Raw genomic sequence first — 19,343 nt, 5'->3', positions numbered from 1 at the left:
GGCTTAATCAAGAAGACGGCGGACCGTCTCATCCCATGTGACATTCTTATCGCGCCAGAGATCGCGCGCGGCGCTCCCCAATGACTTAGCCCGAACCTTGTCCGACGTCATGCGATCCATCGCATCGGCCAGGGCGCGCGGCGTCGGTTCGGCGACCGCGCCGGTGGCGTCGCTGACGATCTCCAGCAGGCCGCCGGAGTCGGTGACGGTCAGGACGGCCTTGCCCGCGGCGAAGGCCTCCATCGTCACATAGCCCACGCTGTCCTCGTCGAAGGGCAGATAGGCGCAGGCCAGGGCGTCATTGGCCCAGCGGGCGATATCGGCGCGCGGGTGGAAGCCGAAGCGCAGGTCAACGCGGTCCTTCAGATCCAGATTCTCGACCAGCTTGGTCAAACGGTCGGCGTAGGCCTGGTTCTCCGGCGGACCGGCGATGATCAGGCGCGGACCGCTCGGCAGCAGGGCCAGGGCCTCGATCAGCAGGTGCTGGCGCTTGCCCGCCGCCACCCGGCCGCCGGCGAAGATATAGTCGCCATAGTCGCCACCGGCGAACAGCTCGCCGTCGTTCAGCGGCGGGTAGAGCACCTCGCTGCCGACGCCGTTGAACCTCATCAGGCGATTCTGGGTCACCGGCGAGTTGCAGAAGATCTTCCGGCATTCGGCGAAACAGGCGTTGTCGGCCTGACGGATCGCCGCCTTCACCGCCCTGCCCGTCTCGTCGAAGTCGAGGTGGCTCTGGCCCGCTTCGGACAGGTCATAGGCTTGGCGGAACTGGTGCAGCAGCCACAGCACCTTGTCCGGGTGCGGGATCAGATAGGCCGGGAACTTCAGGCCGATCACGCGGTCGACATTGTACAGCCGCATCCCCTTGGAGATCAGCATCTCCTCGATCAGGCGCTCGGCGGGCTCCCAGGTGAAGGGCACGCGCACCAGTTCGGACTGTACCCCGGGCGTGGCGTTCAGGCGGCGGACCAGGTGGTCGGCCAGCTCCTCGGCGCCGCCGCGCTGGAACGGCGCGGCGTTGTTGACGACCAGAACCTTCATGCGGTCAGCCGATCCACGACGGTGCTCCAGTCGATCTTCATCTCGGCCAGACGGTTCAGCGAGGCGGTCCCCATCTTGGCGACGCCCGGCTTGTCGGCGTGCAAGCGGTCGAACTGCTCGGCCAAGGCGCGCGGATCGGGCGCGCTGATCAGGCCGTTGCGGCCATGCTCGACCAGCTCCAGAACGCCGCCGGAGTCGGTCGTCGTGACGACCGGCTTGCGGGCATGGGCGCCTTCCAGCGACGGGTAGCCGTAGCTGTCCTCATCCTTGGGCAGGTAGGCGATGGCCAGCGCGTCTTTCAGCATTTCGGCCTTCTCGTCCTCGCTGATCCAGCGATCCTCGAGAATGACGCGATCCTGGACGCCGAGGTCCTTGGTCATCTGGACCAGCTGGCGGCCGTACTCGGCGCTCGACGCCGTGCCAGCCAGACGCAGCTTCACGCCGGTCTTCACGTGCTGCATCGCCTCGATCATCAGGGCCTGGCGCTTGTGCGGCTCCAGGCGCGAGATGGCGACGATCTCGTCGCCGTAGCCGGTGTGAGTGAAGCGCTCCGGCTGGTAGATCGGCGGATACAGCGGCGTGGCGTCCAGGCCGTTGAACGCCTTCAGGCGGTCGGCGACCACCTGGGAGTTGGTGAAAACCGCCCGCGCTTCCGAGATCGCCCGCGTGTCGAGGGCCCGCAGATTGTCGCGGATCGCGCGGTGATGGGCGTCGTCGGGCATGCCGCGATAGGGCGTGTCCCACAGGTCGTAGAAGGTGCGGATGTGGTGGATGAACCACAGCACCTTGTTGGGGTGGTCCACCACATAGGCCGGCGGCCGGAAGCAGATCACCCGGTCGCACCATTGTGTCAGGTCCATGAGCCGCCAGGTGGCGATCTGGTGCAGGATCTCGTTCGGATCGTCGACGAACGGCAGGTAGAACCGCTCGACCTCGTGGCCGGCCTCAAGCAGCTTCTCCTCGAGCCACTCGACGATGAAGCGCGCCCCGCCGTTGATGAACGGCACGATCGAGGACAGCAGGACGATCCGCATCGGCTAGACCAGCACCTGGTCCAGGGCGGCCACGACGCGGTCGATGTCCGCTTCGGAGAGGCCCGCGTGGGTCGGCAGGTTCAGGCCGTCGGCGCCGCAGGCCTCGGCCTGAGTCAGGTCGTCCGTCGCCAGATGGGCGTAGGGCGGCATGACGTGCATCGGGTGGAAGACCGGACGGCTCTCGACGCCCAGCGCGTCCAGGTCCTTGATCACCTGGTCGCGCGAGGTCGACAGGCCCTCGCCCAGGCGCACGGTGTACATCCAGAAGACATGCCGGCCAGTGTCGGCGACGTACGGCTTGATCACACGGTTGCCGAGGCGCGAGAGCTTCTCGTCGTACCAGGCCACGACCTTCTCGCGGGCGGCCAGGTGGTGGTCGACGCGTTCCAGCTGGGCCAGGCCGATGGCGGCCTGAATGTTGGTCATGCGGTAGTTGAAGCCGACAACCGGGAACCAGTAGCGACGGTTCGGATCCATGCCCTGGCTGCGATACAGCCGCATGGTCTTGGCCAGTTCGTCGTCGTTCGTCGTGATCATCCCGCCTTCGCCGGTCGTGATGATCTTGTTGCCGAAGAAGCTGAAGGTCGCGCAATCGCCCAGCGCACCGGACATCTTGCCCTTATAGGTCGCGCCGACGGCCTCGGCCGCGTCTTCGATGACCATCAGCTTGTGCTTGCGGGCGATCTCCAGGATCGGGTCCATGTCGGCCACCTGGCCGTACAGGTGCACGGGCATGATGGCCTTGGTGCGCGGCGTGATCTTGGCCTCGATCAGCGCCGGATCGACGTTGAAGGTGCGCGGATCATTGTCGACCAGCACGACGGTGCCGCCACAATAGGTCACGGCGTTGCACGAGGCGATGTAGGTCAGGCTGGGGATGATCACTTCATCGCCCGGACCGATGCCCATGGCCACCAGGGCCAGGTGCAGCGCCGTCGTGCCGTTATTGCAGGTGATGGCGTGCTTGACGCCGCAATAGTCGGCGAAGGCCTTCTCGAAGTCGGTGATGAATCGGCCGGCCGACGAGATCCACGTCGAGTCCATGCACTCCAGGACATAGTCGCGCTCGTTGCCGTCGAGGCTGGGCGCGGCGACGGAAATCCGCGGCAGGCTGGTCAAGAACGCTCTCCTTTGATCCGGGCCGGCACGCCGACCGCCACGACGGACTCCGGCAGATCCCGCACCACGACGCCGCCGGCGCCGATGACCGTGTCGGCCCCGATGGTCACCCCTGGTATGGCCCGCGCGCCGACGCCGAGGAAGGCCCGCTCGCCGATGGTCACGCCGCCGGCCAGGGCCGCGGCGGGACCCAGGTGGCAGGCCGCGCCGAGGTCGCAGTCGTGGTCGACGATCGCGCCCGTATTGATGATGGCCAGATCGCCTATCCGGCTGTCGGCGTTGATCGCCACGCCAGCCATCACCGCCACGCCTTCGCCGAGACGCGCGGTCGGCGAGATCACGGCCGAGGGGTGGATGGCGCTGACCAGGGTGAAGCCGAGCTCGCGGGCCTCGCGACCCAGCTTCTCGCGCAGGCGGTTGTCGCCGATCGCCACGAACAGCTTCGAAAACCCCTGGCCGCGCAGATCCGCCAGCGCCAGGTCGTCGCCGATCACCGGGACGCCCAGCACGGCGCGAGGCGTGGGATCGGCGTCGACGATCGCCGCGACCGTCTCGCCGCCCGCCCGCAGGCTCTCGATGACCACCTTGGCGTGGCCGCCGCCGCCGATGATGACGACGCCGGTCGTCATCAGTTCCGCGACCGACGGACGATGTCCGCCTCGACCATTTCGGCGATCAGCGCCTGCATGGTGATCTTCGGCTCCCAGCCCAGCTTTTCCTTGGCCTTGGTCGGATCGCCCAGCAGCAGCTCGACCTCGGCGGGGCGCAGGAACTTCGGATTGATGGTGACGTGATCCTGGTAGTTCAGGCCGACGGTGGCGAAGGCCACCTCGCACATCTCGCGCACGGTCCAGGTCTTGCCGGTGGCGACCACGTAGTCGTCCGGCGTCTCCTGCTGCAGCATCATCCACATCGCCTCGACATAGTCCTGGGCGTGGCCCCAGTCGCGCTTGGCGTCGAGGTTGCCCAGCTCCACCGTCTTCTGCTGGCCCAGCTTGATGGCCGCCACCGCGTCGGTGACCTTGCGGGTCACGAACTCGATGCCGCGCAGCGGGCTCTCGTGATTGAACAGGATGCCGGCCGAGGCGTGCAGGCCGAAGCTCTCGCGATAGTTCACCGTCATCCAGTGGGCGTAGAGCTTGGCCACGGCGTAGGGCGAGCGCGGATAGAACGGCGTCTTCTCCGACTGCACCGGATGCTGCACCAGGCCGTACATCTCGGAGGACGACGCCTGGTAGAAGCGGGCCTGCGGGCACTCCAGGCGCACGGCTTCGAGCATATTGGTGGTTCCCAGCCCCGTGACCGAGCCGGTCAGGTGCGGCTGGTCCCACGAGGCGCCGACGAAGCTCTGGGCCGCCAGGTTGTAGACCTCGTCCGGCTGTAGGCGGCGCATCAGGCGCGACAGACCGCCGGCGTCCAGCAGGTCGCCCAGTTCCAGGCGAACGTCGTCATAGACGCCGATCCAGCGCAGACGGTCGCCGATCACGTCGGCCGAGGCCGAGCGACGCAGCATGCCGTGAACGGTGTAGCCCTTCTCCAGAAGCAGCTTGGCGAGATACGCCCCGTCCTGGCCGGTCACGCCGGTGATCAAAGCCGTCTTCGCCACTATCGACTCCAGTAAGAATGAAGGTGTCTGACTACACTATTGGAGACGATTGGAAAGCGGCCTTAAGCCGCTTTCCAAAAAGCTTGGGAAATCAGGCGGTTGAAATCCCGCCCCTACTCCTCGCGCATGGTGGTGCGCAGGGTGTCCCGCAGCGGCGAGAACAGGTATTGCAACACGGTGCGCTCGCCGGTCGGCACGATCACCTGGGCCGGCATGCCGGCGCTGACCTTGCTGCGGAATTCCTTCGGCAGTTGCTTCATGTCGACCCGGATGATGCCGAGGAAATACGTGGTCTTGCCTTCCGGATCGGACAGGCGGTCACGCGAGATCGACTGGATCTGCCCGTTCAGGATCGGGATCCGGCGCGAGTGGAAGGCCGGCAGGCGGACCTCGGTGACCATGCCCGCGTGGACGTTGTCGACGTCGGTGGGCGCGAAGTGGGCCTGGATGACGAAGGCTTCGTCGTCGGGCGCGATGTCGACCATCGGCTCGGCCGGGCGAACCACGGCCCCTTCCGTGAAGAAGCGCAGGTTCTGGGCCGTGCCGCTGACCGGCGAGACGACGTTGATCCGACGCTGGGTGTCGGAGGCCACGATCTCCTTCTCGGTCACCTCGGCCAGCTTCACGCGGGTCTCGCTGATGCTCTGGCTGACTTCCTCGAAGAACTGCTGCTTGATCTGGCGAATCTTGAGCTGGGTCTCGCCCATGCCCTGGACGGCCTTGGCGCGGTCGGCCATCAGACGGCCGATCGAGCCCGACAGCGAGGCCTGTTCGCGCTCCATGGCCAGCAGGCGTGGCCGCGGCACCAGACCCTTGTCATAGATCTTGCGCAGGTCGCCCAGCTCGTCCTCGATGAAGCCGAGTTGCTCCTTCAGGCCCTGGGTCTGGCGATCGATGCCTTCGATCTCGCTCTGGTACTGGCTGCGCTGGGCGTTCATCAGGTCCGTCTGGCCCTGGATCGTCTGGCGGCGCTCCTGGAACTGGACCTGCTCGTCCGAGAGGGCGCGGGCGACGGCGGGGTCGCTGCGCTGGCTGAGCAGATCCGCCGGGAAGCTGATGCTCGGGCGCTGATCCCGCTCGGCGATCAGACGAGCCTCCATGGCCTTCAAGGCCACGTACTGGTTCTTGGTGATGCCCGCGACGGCGTTGGCCTGGGTCGGATCGAGCTCGAACAGGATCTGCCCGGCCTTCACCTTCTGGCCCTCATGCACCAGGATCTTGCGGAGCATGCCGCCTTCGAGGTGCTGGATGGTCTTGCGATTGCCTTCCGCGGAAATGAAGCCGCTGGCGATCACGGCGCTGTCCAGCGGCGCGAACGCCGCCCAGCCCAGCAGGCCGACGAAGGTGAAGGCGATGACGGCGTAGCCGATACGGGCCACGCCCTTGTAGTTGTCCGTCGGACGCTGGATCTTGGGGGGCTTCATTCTGTTTTCAGCCTATGGGCGCGCCAGGCGGCGGCCTCTGGATAAGGATACGTACGGACGGATCAGTTGGCGCGGGCGGGCGCCGGCGCCAACGGCGGCGGACTCGGCGGCGGGGCTTGCCCCGTCAGCTTGGCCAACATCGCGTCACGCGGACCGAAGTCGGCGACCACGCCCTGGTTGATCACCATGATGTAGTCGGCCTGGCCCAGCAGGTTCAGCTTGTGCGTGGCGAAGATTACCGTCCGCTTGGCCGCCTTCAGCCGGTTCATGGCCTCCATCAGCGCCAGCTCGCCCGTCTGGTCGAGGCTGGCGTTCGGCTCGTCCAGCACCAGCAGGGCCGGCATCCGGAACACGGCGCGAGCCAGCGCCAGGCGCTGGCGCTGACCGCCGGACAGCGACGCCCCGCCTTCGCCGATCGGGGTGTCGTAGCCCATCGGCAGGGCCTGGATCATGTCGTGCACGCCCGACAGGGTGGCCGCGTCGATGACTTCCTGCGACTCGTACTCGGTGAAGCGGGCGATGTTCTGGGCCACGGTGCCCTGGAACAGTTCGATGTCCTGCGGCAGATAGCCGATGTGACGGCCCAGCTTCTCGGGATCCCACTGCTTGATGTCGTAGCCGTCCAGGCGGATGACGCCCGCCGCGCACGGCCAGACGCCGACGATGCCGCGCAGCAGCGACGACTTGCCGGCGGCGCTGGGACCGACGATCGCCACCGAGGTGCCGGCGTCGATGCGGAAACTGGCCTGGCGCATGGTCGGCTGCTGAGCGCCGGGGGGCACGATCGAGGCGGCTTCGGCCGACAGCACGCCGCGCGGATCGGGCAGCGGCATGTGGTCTTCGTCGTTCTTGGCGTCGCGAAGCATGCCTTGCAGGCGATCCCAGGAACCGCGCGCGCCCAGCAGGTTCTTCCATTGGCCCACGGCGCCTTCGATCGGCGCCAGGGCGCGGCCGACCAGGATCGAACCGGCGATCATCGAGCCGGCCGAGATCTTGCCCTGGATGGCGAGATAGGCGCCGCCGCCCAGGATCAGGGTCTGGACGACCTGACGGAACACCTTGATGCCCGACATCACCGCGCCGCCGGCGTCGCTGGCGGCGGCCTGCCAGGCCACCTGCTCGTCGCGACGGCCGCGCCAGCGCTGCTGCAGGCCGCCCCACATGCCCATGGCCTTCATCACCTCTGCGTTGCGCAGGGTGGAGCCGGCGTCGTTCTGGGCGGCGATCGAGGCCATGGTGGCCATCTGGATCGGATTCTTGGTGCTGCGGTCGTTCATTACGGCCAGGCCGAAGATGATGAAGCAGCTGATGACGGCCAGAACGCCGAAATACCAATGCAGCATGAACGAAACGATGATGAACACCGGCGTCCAGGGCGCGTCGCAGAAGGCGATCAGCCCGCCCGTCATGAACTCGCGGATCTGGTCCATGTCGCGGAACGCCTGACCGCCCTGGCCCTTGCGGGTCAGGGTCGAGTCCAACACCGCCCTGAAGATCGGGTCGCGGGCCACGCCGTCGAATTTCAGGCCGCCGCGCACCAGCACCTGGGTGCGCAGCGCCTCGAGCAGGCCGTAGACGATGAACAGGAAGACGCAGATGACCGTCAGCACCACCAGCGTCGCCACGTTGCGGCTGGACAGCACGCGGTCATAGACCTGCAGCATGTACAGCGGGCTGACCAGGGCCAGGATGTTGATGAAGAAGCTGAAGACCATGGCGGTGACCACCGCCGGTTTCATGACCTCGACCGCGCGATCGAGAATGGTGGGCTTCGCGCTGGAGCGAGTGAAGATCATGTCGAGCCTTCAAGACGCCGCGCCAGGAGGGCGGGCCGTATACAGTAACAACTGAGGTTGGCTCTCGACCACGAAATTGTGGCCGAAAGTGAGCAACGGGAACCTCAGGGCTAGATCACAAGGGAAACGGGTTCGCAAGAGGTCTGGCCCGCCAAGCGCTTCGCGGTCGCAACGTCTAGAACCCGACAAAAAGAAACCCCCGACGCGAACGCCGGGGGCTCTCGATAGTCGATCATCATCGGGATCGCCCGGCGAACCGGGCGATCCTTCAGGATGATTAGAACACGTACAGCGAGTCAGTCGTGACCGTGTCGATGCCGTGCAGGCCGGTGGCGCCGACCAGCTTGACCACGGTGTCCGAACCGCCGCCTTGAACGAAGACGTAGCTGTCGCTCAGGTATTGGAAGACAACCGAAGCGCCAGCGCCGACAGCAGCGCCGTCAGCCAGCGTGATGGCGTCAGCCAGGGTAGCCGGGCCAGCGCCGTTGAAGGTCAGCAGGCCGTCCTTCAGCGTGATGGTCGCCGTGGCGGCGATATCAGCGGCTTGGGCAGCGCCGGTGGCCTTCAGGACGTCGAAGTTGGTCACCAGAGTGGCGTTTTCGCCCGTGCCCAGCTCGACGCCTTGGATGGCGCGGCCGTTGCTCAGGGTGATGACGTCGTCGCCAGCGCCCAGCTTCAGCACCGAGCCGTAGCTCGCCGCGTTACGCATGTCGCTGAGGTCGAACGTCAGGGCGCCGGTAAAGGCCGAGGCGTCAACGCTGGTGACGGCGGCGGTGCCGACGACGAGATCCAGGGTCAGAGCCTTGTCGCCCGTGACGGTCACCGAAGTGATGTAGTCGCGGGTGGTCGAGGCGTTCACGGCCGAGGTGTAGTTCAGCACGTTCGACACGTTGGTGCCGCCCGAGGTCACGGTCAGGCTGGTCGCCACCGAACCCGTCACGTTCAGCGTGGCGGTGTTGGCCTTGGTGTCGGCATGGTCAGCAGCGAACGCGGCCGTCAGCGACGTAGCGTTCGTGGCGACGATGCCGGAGACCACGTCAGCCGTAGCCACGCCGTCGTTGGCGCCGTCCGTGTCGACCGTGACGGTCAGCGCGCCGGCGGTCTTCTGGGTCAGGTTCAGCACGCCTTGCTGGACGCCGGGGTCGAACGTGTTGGCGTCGTAGGTGTTGTCAGCGGTGGCGCGGAAGCCAACGCCGGCGCCGATGTTGCTCAGCGTGACGGACGGGAGAACGGCGGTCACGCCCGACGTGGCGCTCAGGGCGCCCGACGAGACGATCTCGCTGACGGTGTTCTTCGAGGCCAGGATGTCAACGTCCAGGTTGGTGGACATGCCGACAACGTCGAAACGCTCGAAGTTCGAGAACGCGCCGATGTTGGCCGAACCCACAACGCTCAGGCGCAGGGTGTCGATGCCAGCGCCGCCGTCGACGAAGTCGGTAGCAGCCACAACGCCCGTGCCGAGGAACTTGTCATCGCCATCGCCCAGGTCGACGGTCAGCTTGCCCGTACCGTGGCCCGTGTGAGTGATGGTGTCGTTGCCAGCGCCGCCCGAGACGGTGGTGGTGCCAGCGCCCGTGGTGTTGATGGTGATGGTGTCGTTGCCAGCGCCGGCGTTCAGAACGGCCGAAACGGTTTCGTCGGCGGGGGTGGCCGAGTTATCCTTGACGGTCGTCGTGGCGATCGTCAGGTCGTCCTTGCCAGCGCCGCCGACGATGTTGGCGACGTCGGTGTCACCGACGAAGGTGATCGCGCCGGTGCTGCCCGACAGGTCAACCGAGGTCACCTTGTCGGTGCTGCCCGCGTCGATAACCGTCAGGGTGGTGGTGAAAGCCGAGCTGACCGAGACCGACGTGACATCGTCACCGACCTTGAAGTTCAGAACGGTCGCGGCGACCGAGCCATCGCTGTTCGTGTCGGCGACGGTGCCCGACAGCGTGACGCTGGCCAGAGCATCCGAAGCCGAGCCATCGACGTTGACGGTGCTGGCTTCAGCGACGTTGCTCAGAGCGACCTTGGCCGAGGCGGCCGTGGCGTTCGTGGCGACGTCGAAGGTCGCAGCGGCAGTGAAGTTCTTAAAGCCGGCGATCACGCCCGTGGCCAGATTGGTCACGGCGTCTGCCTTGTTCACTTGCCACAGCTCTTGGACGCCCTGGTACTTCGAAGCGTCAGCCAGAGCAGCGGCGGTGGCGCCGGCGTTCAGGATGTTGACGATTTCGACGTTCTTCACGGTGGTCGAGGACGGGAGCGACATGTTGAAGCCGACGCCCGTGTCATCCGTGTAGATGTTCAGGGTGTCAACGCCCGCGCCGCCATCGATCGCGTCGAACGACGAGAAGGTGGTGGCGTTCGTGCCGTCAGCCTTGATCGACAGCGCGTTGAACGTGTCGTTGGCGTTGGTGCCCGTCAGCGGGTCGGCGCCCGGGGTCAGCGTGTAGGTGGTGCCCACGGCGCCGGCCGACGGATAGGCCGTCAGGATGTTCACGCCAGCGGCAGCGTCGGTCGACAGCGAGCCGTCCGACAGGTCGGCGATCATCGCGTTGGTCGAACCGGCATAGCCACCCAGGCCCGATTGGAAGGCGGCGTTCAGGATTTCACCGATCAGCGCGGCCTTGACGGCCAGGTCGATGTCGGCGGCCGTGGTCAGGGTGGTGTTCGCCTTCACGAAGTTCGTGAGGTAGGTGATGTTTTCAGCGCGGCTGAAGAACGCGACCGAAGCGGCCACGTCGACGCCAGCGGCGGTGGCGACCGAGTTGCCGATGATCTTGTCATAGGCCGTGGCGACGGTCTGAGCGTACGAAACCGAGCCGTACGAAGCGGCGAAAGCGGCGGCGCCTTCACCCGCGCCCGTGGCGAGGTTGATCGAGAAGTTGATGAAGCGGTTTTCCGCCGAGAACTTCGCGTAGTAAGCGTCGTTCAGGTCGTTGGCGTTCGTGGTCGAGTTGACCAGGTACGACAGACCCGCGGCCGACGGCGCGTGGTTGGTGAAGAACTGATAGGTTTCGATCGCGACGGCGGTCGTGTTGCCCACCAGCTTCAGGGTGTTGGCCAGAGCTTGCGTGTCGCTGTAGGCGCCCGTGGTCGTGCCCGAGGCGTAAGCGTCGATCGCCAGGGTGGTGGCGGCGTCCGGCGTCTTGCCGAGGTTGGCGTTGGTGTAAGCGTCCACCAACTGCTGCGTCGTATAAGCCATGTGGCTTGTCTCCCAAAAAAATCCCACACCCCCGTGCGACCTGATGGCGCGCATGGGAGCAGCGATGGCTATAGAGCAAACGTCATACGTCGACAATAGCCGAAATTCAGCTGTACAGCATTTTTCTAACCGGTACAGCAAATTCCTATATAGCGTTCCTTGTACCCCCGCTGCGAAAGGGGTATATGGGCATGTGATTTATTCGTCGGAGAGGCGAGCGCGCACTCGCGCGGCCCGGTCCGAACGACCCGCGAGGCTTTATAATGTATGGCAATCCGCAACGACGCAGCGCCACGGAGGTCCAGGATCTCCGCCGCGAAGGCGGCCGCTGGCTGAAGGAGCAACGCGAGGCCGCAGGCCTCTCGCAGCGCCAGCTCGCGGCCAAGGTGGGCGCCGACTACTACACCTTCATCTCCCAGCTGGAGACAGGTCGAGGGCGTATTCCGCCGGACCGTTACAGGGACTGGGCTCAGGCGCTTGAGGTTCCGGAGAAGACTTTCGTCCGCGAACTGCTCCGCTTCTACGATCCTATCACCTACGAAATCCTGTTCAGCGAAGCGTAGTTCGGTTAGGGTGAACGGCCGGCCCGGGAGCCGGCGCTTGTTTTAGGCGTGGGGAAACGTCCGCCGCATGGCCGCTCAGGTCCTTTCGTTCTTCCAGCGCTCGCCGCGCCACGCGCCGAAACCGGCCGACTGGAGCCAGCAGGAGCTGGCCGAGTTCTACCGCGTCGAGAGCGCCCTGATCCGCGCCGGCATCCGCGTCGGCACCGATCGCGGCATGAGCGACGAGAACGAGCCGTGGTTCTGCTTCTATCGCTCCGACGACGGCGAGGTGGTGATCCACTTCGCGCGCATCGACGGCGAGTACATGATCGCCGGCCCCGCCTATGAAGAGATCGCCCGCGGCTTCGACTTCTCGAGCCTGGTGCGCAACATGGTGGCGCGTCATCCGCTGATCCGGCGCGCGGACAGCGGCGGCAACATCTCGATCCACCCCGCCGCCCTGCTGGTGGCCGTGGTCGGCACCGCCTTCTTCAAGACCGGCGAGGCCCGCGCGGCCGAGACCGGCGCCGGCGCGCCCCAATCGCATCACAGCCGCCCCGCGCTGCTATCGTCCAGTTCGAACGCCGGCCTGACCGGCGGCGTCGCGCCGCTGTTCACGCCGACCCCGACCTACGACACCGCCCAGCTGCCGGCCAATCAGGCCGTGCTGATCCTGGCGGCCGCGCTGCTGGCGTCGGACTACAGCGTCGATCCGACCAGCCTGGATCCGGCCGCCCACGCGGCGATCTCGGCCGCCGCCGCGTCGCTGGACTTCGGTCCGGCCGCCGCCACGGTCCACAGCGTCGCGAACGACTTCACCCTCGCCACCGGCGCGCACGCCACGGTGATGGTCGACAACTCGCCGGCTCAGACCGTGTCGTCGGTGCTGTCGCTGGTGACGATCCTGGCGACCCTGCCGCAATCCGCCGACAGCTCGGCCGCGGCCGAGGCCCTGCTGAGCGCCGCGAGCGACTTGGCGCACCACGACCTCTCCCTGAACGCCCTGCCCTCGAACGAGAACGGTAGCTGGGCGCTCGATGTGCGCCTGGGCCTGAACCCCGGCGGCCTGCCCTCCGTCGAGGCCGTGCAGCTTGTGCGCGGCATCGCTGGCGACGCGGCCATGCAGAAAATCTCGGTGATCGAGGTCAGCAAGCTGCCCGAGGTTCTGGCGGACCTGGTCGCCAAGGGCGATCACTATACCGTCGCGCAGCCGCAGATCGCCCAGCCCACGGAGACCGTGTCCACGCCTACGCCGCCCACCACGATCACCGATCCGCCTCCGGCGAACGGCGGCGGCGGCGGCGGCGGCGGCGGCGGTAATGGTGGTAGCGGCGGCGGCGGTGATTTGCCGCCGATGGATCCCGGCCTGCCCGAGACCAAGCCGACTCCGAGCGATCCCGCCCCGACCTTCGCCTCGCCGACCCTGGTCAAGCAGTTCGTCGACTACTTCATCGCGCACACCGGCAGCGTCGAGATCATCGCGAAGGGCGCGGATATCGTGATGTTCGATTCCCGCGTCCTGCATGACACCGGCACGATCGGTCACCTCGGCAGCATGACCTTCGACTTCGCCGATGGCAGCTCGATCAGCCTCGTCGGTGATCATTCGTCCTTCCTGCACGACGGGATTCTGGTCTAGACGAAACGCCTGGAGCGTCCGCTCCGGATGTCGCGAGATCAGAGGAATGACGGCCTCTCGCGGGGCCGCGTTCGGGAAGGACTGCCTTGAGGCCCGCACGCCTGGACCTGGCGATTAGTTCCGCCATGCGCGCTCCCGCCGCCGAAACGCCGGAGGCTTCGCCCGCCCCGCCCGCCGGTCCGCCGCCGCGCCGCCGCTTCGGGTTCGCGCGCCGCCTGATCGGCCCGGTGCTGTCGCCGGTCGCCAACTATGCGCGCCGCTATCTGCAGGCCAGCGTCGAGCACGAGCTGCGCCAGGCCCAAGCCCACCTGAATATCCTGTCCGCCGACCTGCACGCGACCCAGGCGCGCCTGGATCACACCCAGAGCCTGCTGCATCTGGTGCTGCAACAGCAGCAGGTCGCCACGGCGACCCTGCAGACCCTGTCGGCCCAGCTGTCCCACGTCCAGAACCGCGGCGACCAGGCCTATGGCGAACTGGCTCGTCTGCCCGGCCTGTTCGGCCCGCGCTTCGACGAGCTGGAGATCAAGGCGCGGCCGCTGATCCATTACGACGCGGAGTCCACGGCCATCCGGATGCGCGATGGCTATATCCTGGCCCCGACCGCCCTGCCGACCTTCGTGACCATGCTGGCCAACGCCACCAGCCGTGGCTTGGAGCCCGGCACCGGCGACGTGCTGCGCCGCCTGGTCCAGCCGGGCATGGTGGTCGCGGACGTCGGCGCCAATATCGGCCTGCTTACGTTGATCATGGCGTGGGCCGCCGGCCCATCTGGCAAGGTCATCGCCTTCGAGCCCGAGGCGATCCCGCGCGCCAACCTCGAGAAGATGCGTCACCTCAACGGTCTGTCCTGGGTCGAGGTGCGCGATCAGGCCGTCGGCGCGCAGGCTGGCCAGCTGACCTTCCACGTCAGCGACATCATCGGCCACAGCTCCCTCTACGCCCTGCCCGAGACCGAGGGTTCGCGCGAGATCCAGGTCGAGGTCGTGCGCCTGGACGACGTCGCGCCCGCCAAACGCATGGACGTGGTCAAGATCGACGTGGAGGGCGCCGAACTGGACGTGCTGGCCGGCATGTCGGGCCTGATCGCCAAGAACAAGGACCTGGCCATCGTCGCCGAGTTCGGTCCCGAGCACCTGGGGCGCGTCGGACAGACCCCGGCCCAGTGGTTCAAGGCCTTCGCCGACGCCGGCTTCAAGGCCTACATCATCGACGAGACGACCGGCGCGGCCGAGCCGACGAACGCCAAGGCCGCCGCCAAGGTGGTCTCGGCCAACATCGCCTTCGTGCGCGCCGGCGGCGACGCCGAAAAGCGTCTGCTGGCTCGCTAGATGAAGATCTGCTGGGTGACGCCCTTCGTCCTGCGCTCGTCGATCGGCCGGGTGAGCGCCGAGGTCGCCAAGGCCCTGGCCCTACGGGGCCACCAGGTCGAGATCCTGCGCTGCGAGGAGCGGGACGACCCGGCCGAGCCGCTTCACCCGACCGCCCAGCGCATGCATCACTGGCGGTCCTACGACCTCTCGCGCCTGCGGACCGAGTTCGACGTGGTCGTCGTCAACATCGGCGACAACTATCCCTTCCACGCGGGCGTGTTCGCGATCCTCGACGCCGCGCCGTGCCTGGGGATCTTCCACGACTTCTACATCTACAACCTGTTCTCGGGCTGGCTGCATTACAACCGCCTCGACTATCGTCGACACGACGCCGAGATCGTCGCGACCTATGGCGAGGCCGCCCTGCCACACGCCGTGGCCGTCCGCTCGGGCCAGATGCTGGATATGGGCGAGATCGCCCAGCACCTGCCGATGACCGAATGGCTGGCCGACCGCTGCGAGGCCGCCCTGGCTCACGCCGAGTTCTACGCGCCCAAGCTGGAGGCGGTTGTTCAAGGTCCGGTCGCCGTCACCCCGCTGTGCTGCCCCGACCGCGCGACGCCTCCTGGGCCTCCGGAGGCCAAGGCCCAACTGACCCTCACCACGGTCGGGGTGATGAACCCCAACAAGCGCGTCGACGACGTAATCCGCGCCATCGGCGGCTCCGACACCCTGAAGGCATGCGTCTATCGCCTGGTGGGTCCGATCTCGGACGCGGAGCGCGCCAAGCTGGAAGTCACCGCCGCCGAGGTCGGGTTCGGCAATCTGATCATCGAGGGCGCGGTCGACGACGACACGCTGGACCGCCGCCTCGACGAAGCCGACATCATGATCGCCCTGCGCAAGCCGGTGCTGGAAGGCGCCTCGGGCTCGGCCTGCGAAGGCATGCTGAGCGGCCGCCCGACCGTGGTGGCCCGCGCAGGCTTCTACGGCGAGCTCCCCGATGACCTGGTCTTCAAGATCGACGGCGGAATCGTGATCGAGGAGTTGCGCGACGTGCTCGAGCGCCTAGTCGCCGATGAGGCCCTGCGCCGCCAGACCGGCCAAGCCGCCCGCGCCTGGGCGCTGGCCAACCTCAACGCCGCCCGCTACGCCGAAGCCATCGAGGACCTGGCCCAGGCCCAGGTCACCAGCCGCCCTCTGCTGGCCGTCGGCCGTCGCATCGGCGGCGAGCTGACCGCCATGGGCCTGACCGACGCCGACCCGGCCGCGGGGCGGATCGGGGCCACACTGCAGAAGCTGTTCGCGCCGCTCCCGATCTAGGCGCTCTTGCTCACCAGAGGCGCGCAGTAGCGGTCGAGGAAGGCCTGGTGCTGCGGCAGTCGGGCCACCATGCCGTCGATGTTGCGCTTGAGGTCCTCCAGCGCGCCCTTCAGCTGCTGAGGCGGCATCAGCCGACCCATGTGGTGGTAGGCGCGAGGCTGGATCCGCTGGCCCAGCAGCACCTGAAGCCACGAGTCGACCTGGAACAGCTCTCCAGGCGCCTGGTAGACCTGGGCGCTCTGGCGGAAGAGTTCGATGCGCTGGGCAAGGCTGTCGGGGATGCCCATCTCGCGCACGCGATCCCAGAACGGGCTGTCGGTCCGCTCGGTCGCCTTGTAGTGCAGGATGATGAAGTCCCGGATCTTCTCCAGTTCGTCGTCGGCCTGGCGGTTGTAGCGATCGACGGCCGCCAGGCTTATCCCGGCGAAGGGAAACAGCTGCATCAGACGCGTCACGCCGATCATGATCAGGTGGATCGAGGTCGACTCCAGCGGCTCGACGAAGCCGCTGGCCAGACCCAGCGCCACGACGTTCTTGTCCCAGGTCTTGCGGCGACGGCCTGTTCGATAGCGGATCAGTCGCGGCTCGATCAGGGTCTCGCCCTCGATCTCGCCCATCAACTTCGCGCGCGCATCGTCATCGGACATGAAGTCGCTGCAGTAGACGAGGCCATTGCCGACCCGATGCTGCAGCGGGATCTTCCAGCGCCAGCCGGCCTCGTGGGCGATCGCCCGGGTGTAGGGAACGGCGGGCTCGGTCGAACGGGTCTGCACGGCCAGGGCGCTGTTGGTCGGCAGCCAGTGGTCCCAGTCCTCGAAGCCGGCCTTCAGGGTTTGTTCGATCAGCAGGCCGCGGAAACCCGTGCAGTCGATGAACAGATCGCCCTCGACGACCTCGCCGTTCTCCATGACCAGGGCCTCGACGAAGCCGTCCTCGCCGCGCTGGCGGACAGAGGCGATCTTGCCCTCGACCCGGCGCACGCCCTCAGCCTCGGCCATGCCCCGCAGGAAGCGCCCGTAGAGGCCGGCGTCCAGGTGATAGGCGTAGTTCAGCGGACTCTCTTCGCCGGTGTAGAACCGGTTCTGCTCGGCGGCCTTCAGCTCCAGACAATAGTCGCCGAGGTCGCCGCCGAACCCCTGCTCGCGGGCCTGCATCCAGAAGTGATGGAAGCCGCCCATCCAGGTGGATTTGCCGACCTGGCCGAACGAGTGGATGTAGCGGTCGCCGACCTCGCCCCAATTCTCGAACGAGATGCCCAGCTTGAAGGTCGCCTGGGTGGCGCGCATGAACGCGGCCTCGTCGATGCCGAGCAGCGCATTGAAGGTGCGGGCCGTGGGGATCGTCGACTCGCCCACCCCGACCGTGCCGATGTCCTCGGACTCGACCAGGGTGATGTCGAGCAGCGGCCCGAGCTGCTTGACCAGCGCGGCCGCCGCCATCCAGCCGGCCGTTCCGCCGCCCGCGATCACCACCTTGCGGACCGTCTGCTGGGTCATCGCGCCCTCCCCTTGGTTCTTCTTATCGGTTCAGTCTTATCGGTTCAGGCGGTCGAGCAGATATGCTCTCAGCCGCCTGGCTTTCAGGTCATCCATCGGTCCCAGCGGTCCCCGCGCGGCCTCGGGCAAATGCGCCCCGGCGCGATCGGCGGGGCCGAACAGGTAGTAGTCGAACAGGACCTTCCAGCCCTGCTTCTCGAAGTCGGGCCGGTCGCGCAGGCTCAGAAGGCCGTGCAGCAGGGTGTTCATCGGCGTGTCGACGAAACCCGGCGAAGCGTTCCACCAGTAGTTCACCAGCACGTTGAACGGCTCCAGCGCCTCGACCTGATGCCACCACAGCGCCGGGTAGACGAGGACGTCGCCGGGCTCAAGCTCGGCGACCTGGGCGTTGGCGATCGCCTCGCGGAAAAGCGGATGCTGCTCGAAATCGGGCGTGTCAAAATCGACCAGGCTGACCACCTGGCCGCCGGGCGTCGGCTCCAGCGGGCCAGGGTAGAGATTGGCGACCTGGTCCGGCGGGAACAGGGTGAAGCGCCGCCGGCCGACGGCGCAGACGGCGATATTGTTGGACATGTCGTAGTGAGCCGCCGCGGTCGTGCGGTTGCCGATCCAGATGCCCGCCATCGGCGGCTGGGGGCCGAACACCTCGGGTCCAAGGCCCAGGTCGTTGGCGGCCTTCAGGCTGGGGAAATAGGCGTCGAGATCAGTCGAGCCGACATAGACCGACGGAGCGTCGTCGCGACCCTCGACCGCTTCGAGGCGGCTCAGAAAGGTCTCCAGCGGCGCGCGTTCGGCCTTGAAGTTCATGGCCGTCCGGGTCTCGTCGTAGAAGAACCGGCCATTGATCGACGGATCACCGCTATAGCCCACCACCCGGCCGCCCTGGTCGTGAGCGCGGATATAGTCGCGCGCCGCTTGGCTGGATTCGAGGCCTGCCCGTACTAACGGCCAATCCCGCGCCAGGCCCTTGAACACCATCGGCGTCTGGCCGGCCAACACGGCGTCGAACGGGATCTCGGCCGGCGTCGCGACCGTAGTCTCCAGCGTCCGGCGGGCCGTCAGGGCGGGCACGTCAGGCCAATCCAGAGGAAGCGGCGCGCTTGCGGGTCTTGCGGGCGATGAGGTCCTCGATATTGCCCATGGAGGCGATCATGGCCCAGGCCGCGCGCAGCAGGCCCGACTGGTGCAGCCGCTCCAGGTCCGTCCCGGCGACGGCCGCCAGGCGATCGGGCGCCAGGGTGAAGACGTCCGGCACGTCGTAGCTGGTCTGGTCGTCCAGCTTGATCTCGATGTCGATCGGCTCGATCAGGCCCAGTTCGTCGAAGGCCGCGAACATCGGGCCGGCCACTTCCAGGCCCTCGTGGATGAGACTCAGCGTGCGGTTGACGCTCTGCAGGTACGGCGCGGCGCCGCCGGCCGGCAGGAACAGGCGCTCGCCCGCGTTCCGGCTGACGCGCGGATGGTCGAGGTCGACATGGATCATCGGCCGCGGCTCGGCGCCCAGTTCGTCGCGTTGCAGGGCGATCGAGAACGGCCCGCGCCGCTGGACGGCGGGGATGTAACGGGCGTTCCAGCCGGTCTCGTCGAGGAACAGGTTCTCGTCGCGATCCAGGCCCAGCAGCGCCACGGCCTGGTAGGCGCCGGCGGCGTCCTTGCGGATCAGGATCGGATATTCGCGCTGCGCCGCCTCGAACTCTGTCGGCAGGAGCAGCGTCTGGTTGATCGCATCGCCGTAGGCGACGCCGTGGCCGGCGAGCACGCGCAGGTCGGCGTGATCGATGTTGTTGAGAAGCACTCGGTTCATCTGGGCTCGCTCACGCTGT

15 protein-coding genes are annotated in these 19,343 nt (G+C 67.0%); 4 read left to right on the top strand and 11 right to left on the bottom strand.

Annotated elements, in window-relative coordinates; all coding sequences use genetic code 11:
* Positions 1 to 3 precede the first annotated feature (3 nt).
* The 8 genes from EIK80_RS06785 to EIK80_RS06750 form a co-directional block, all read right to left on the bottom strand.
* On the bottom strand, positions 4 to 1,041 hold the full coding sequence (locus tag EIK80_RS06785; RefSeq protein ID WP_125156214.1) for a glycosyltransferase family 4 protein: 1,038 nt from the start codon (positions 1,039 to 1,041) through the stop codon (positions 4 to 6).
* A complete protein-coding gene (locus tag EIK80_RS06780) occupies positions 1,038 to 2,075 on the bottom strand; it encodes a glycosyltransferase family 4 protein (protein ID WP_125156213.1) in 1,038 nt (345 codons plus the stop codon). Before EIK80_RS06780 ends, EIK80_RS06785 begins: the two co-directional genes overlap by 4 nt.
* Positions 2,076 to 2,078: 3 nt before the next feature.
* Positions 2,079 to 3,194 (bottom strand): DegT/DnrJ/EryC1/StrS aminotransferase family protein, encoded by a 1,116-nt coding sequence (locus EIK80_RS06775; protein ID WP_125156212.1) that lies wholly within the window; start codon positions 3,192 to 3,194, stop codon positions 2,079 to 2,081.
* The gene (locus EIK80_RS06770; RefSeq protein ID WP_125156211.1) at positions 3,191 to 3,823 is read right to left on the bottom strand and encodes an acetyltransferase; all 633 of its coding nucleotides are present in this window, start codon (positions 3,821 to 3,823) and stop codon (positions 3,191 to 3,193) included. Before EIK80_RS06770 ends, EIK80_RS06775 begins: the two co-directional genes overlap by 4 nt.
* Positions 3,823 to 4,800, bottom strand: coding sequence for a GDP-mannose 4,6-dehydratase (gmd, locus tag EIK80_RS06765; RefSeq protein WP_125156210.1), 978 nt, complete (start codon positions 4,798 to 4,800; stop codon positions 3,823 to 3,825). The genes EIK80_RS06770 and gmd overlap by 1 nt, the downstream gene beginning before the upstream one ends.
* Before the next feature lie 113 nt (positions 4,801 to 4,913).
* Entirely contained in the window at positions 4,914 to 6,224 is a 1,311-nt protein-coding gene (locus EIK80_RS06760; protein ID WP_125156209.1) for an HlyD family type I secretion periplasmic adaptor subunit, read from the bottom strand.
* Positions 6,225 to 6,286: 62 nt separating this feature from the next.
* Positions 6,287 to 8,017 carry a type I secretion system permease/ATPase gene (locus EIK80_RS06755; RefSeq protein WP_125156632.1) on the bottom strand — a complete coding sequence of 577 codons (1,731 nt, stop codon included), beginning with the start codon at positions 8,015 to 8,017 and terminating at the stop codon, positions 6,287 to 6,289.
* A gap of 280 nt (positions 8,018 to 8,297) precedes the next feature.
* Entirely contained in the window at positions 8,298 to 11,207 is a 2,910-nt protein-coding gene (locus EIK80_RS06750; RefSeq protein ID WP_125156208.1) for a hypothetical protein, read from the bottom strand.
* Between the two features lie 263 nt (positions 11,208 to 11,470).
* On the opposite strand from EIK80_RS06750, the gene EIK80_RS06745 reads away from it, so the two are divergent.
* The 4 genes from EIK80_RS06745 (at position 11,471) to EIK80_RS06730 (ending at position 16,024) form a co-directional block, all read left to right on the top strand.
* Positions 11,471 to 11,770 carry a helix-turn-helix transcriptional regulator gene (locus EIK80_RS06745; protein WP_125156207.1) on the top strand — a complete coding sequence of 100 codons (300 nt, stop codon included), beginning with the start codon at positions 11,471 to 11,473 and terminating at the stop codon, positions 11,768 to 11,770.
* 67 nt (positions 11,771 to 11,837) lie between these two features.
* The gene (locus EIK80_RS06740) at positions 11,838 to 13,388 is read left to right on the top strand and encodes a hypothetical protein (protein ID WP_125156206.1); all 1,551 of its coding nucleotides are present in this window, start codon (positions 11,838 to 11,840) and stop codon (positions 13,386 to 13,388) included.
* A gap of 86 nt (positions 13,389 to 13,474) precedes the next feature.
* Positions 13,475 to 14,719: an FkbM family methyltransferase gene (locus EIK80_RS06735; RefSeq protein WP_199743406.1), complete on the top strand. Its 1,245-nt coding sequence runs from the start codon at positions 13,475 to 13,477 to the stop codon at positions 14,717 to 14,719.
* The gene (locus EIK80_RS06730; RefSeq protein WP_125156204.1) at positions 14,720 to 16,024 is read left to right on the top strand and encodes a glycosyltransferase family 4 protein; all 1,305 of its coding nucleotides are present in this window, start codon (positions 14,720 to 14,722) and stop codon (positions 16,022 to 16,024) included.
* On the opposite strand, the gene EIK80_RS06725 is transcribed toward EIK80_RS06730, so the two are convergent.
* Genes EIK80_RS06725 through EIK80_RS06715 form a run of 3 tightly spaced genes read right to left on the bottom strand, consistent with a single transcriptional unit; the run spans position 16,021 to position 19,324 of the window.
* Complete coding sequence (locus EIK80_RS06725) at positions 16,021 to 17,520, bottom strand: tryptophan halogenase family protein (protein WP_125156203.1); 1,500 nt, start codon at positions 17,518 to 17,520, stop codon at positions 16,021 to 16,023. The genes EIK80_RS06730 and EIK80_RS06725 overlap by 4 nt on opposite strands.
* 36 nt (positions 17,521 to 17,556) lie before the next feature.
* A complete protein-coding gene (locus EIK80_RS06720) occupies positions 17,557 to 18,591 on the bottom strand; it encodes a cupin-like domain-containing protein (RefSeq protein WP_125156202.1) in 1,035 nt (344 codons plus the stop codon).
* 1 nt (position 18,592) lies between these two features.
* Positions 18,593 to 19,324 (bottom strand): SapC family protein, encoded by a 732-nt coding sequence (locus EIK80_RS06715; protein WP_125156201.1) that lies wholly within the window; start codon positions 19,322 to 19,324, stop codon positions 18,593 to 18,595.
* Positions 19,325 to 19,343: the final 19 nt, after the last annotated feature.

It is taken from the genome of Caulobacter sp. 602-1 (assembly GCF_003931565.1).
Lineage (GTDB): Bacteria > Pseudomonadota > Alphaproteobacteria > Caulobacterales > Caulobacteraceae > Caulobacter.
This window is presented reverse-complemented; position numbering and strand designations above follow the sequence as displayed.

What these genes read in the sequence shown, in the direction of transcription:
- EIK80_RS06730 (WP_125156204.1), top strand. Translation starts at nt 14,720, where the DNA reads ATGAAGATCTGCTGGGTGACGCCCTTCGTCCTGCGCTCGTCGATCGGC.
- EIK80_RS06750 (WP_125156208.1), bottom strand. Translation starts at nt 11,207, where the DNA reads ATGGCTTATACGACGCAGCAGTTGGTGGACGCTTACACCAACGCCAAC.
- EIK80_RS06740 (WP_125156206.1), top strand. Translation starts at nt 11,838, where the DNA reads ATGGCCGCTCAGGTCCTTTCGTTCTTCCAGCGCTCGCCGCGCCACGCG.
- EIK80_RS06780 (WP_125156213.1), bottom strand. Translation starts at nt 2,075, where the DNA reads ATGCGGATCGTCCTGCTGTCCTCGATCGTGCCGTTCATCAACGGCGGG.
- EIK80_RS06715 (WP_125156201.1), bottom strand. Translation starts at nt 19,324, where the DNA reads ATGAACCGAGTGCTTCTCAACAACATCGATCACGCCGACCTGCGCGTG.
- EIK80_RS06760 (WP_125156209.1), bottom strand. Translation starts at nt 6,224, where the DNA reads ATGAAGCCCCCCAAGATCCAGCGTCCGACGGACAACTACAAGGGCGTG.
- EIK80_RS06785 (WP_125156214.1), bottom strand. Translation starts at nt 1,041, where the DNA reads ATGAAGGTTCTGGTCGTCAACAACGCCGCGCCGTTCCAGCGCGGCGGC.
- EIK80_RS06725 (WP_125156203.1), bottom strand. Translation starts at nt 17,520, where the DNA reads ATGACCCAGCAGACGGTCCGCAAGGTGGTGATCGCGGGCGGCGGAACG.
- EIK80_RS06770 (WP_125156211.1), bottom strand. Translation starts at nt 3,823, where the DNA reads ATGACGACCGGCGTCGTCATCATCGGCGGCGGCGGCCACGCCAAGGTG.
- EIK80_RS06745 (WP_125156207.1), top strand. Translation starts at nt 11,471, where the DNA reads ATGTATGGCAATCCGCAACGACGCAGCGCCACGGAGGTCCAGGATCTC.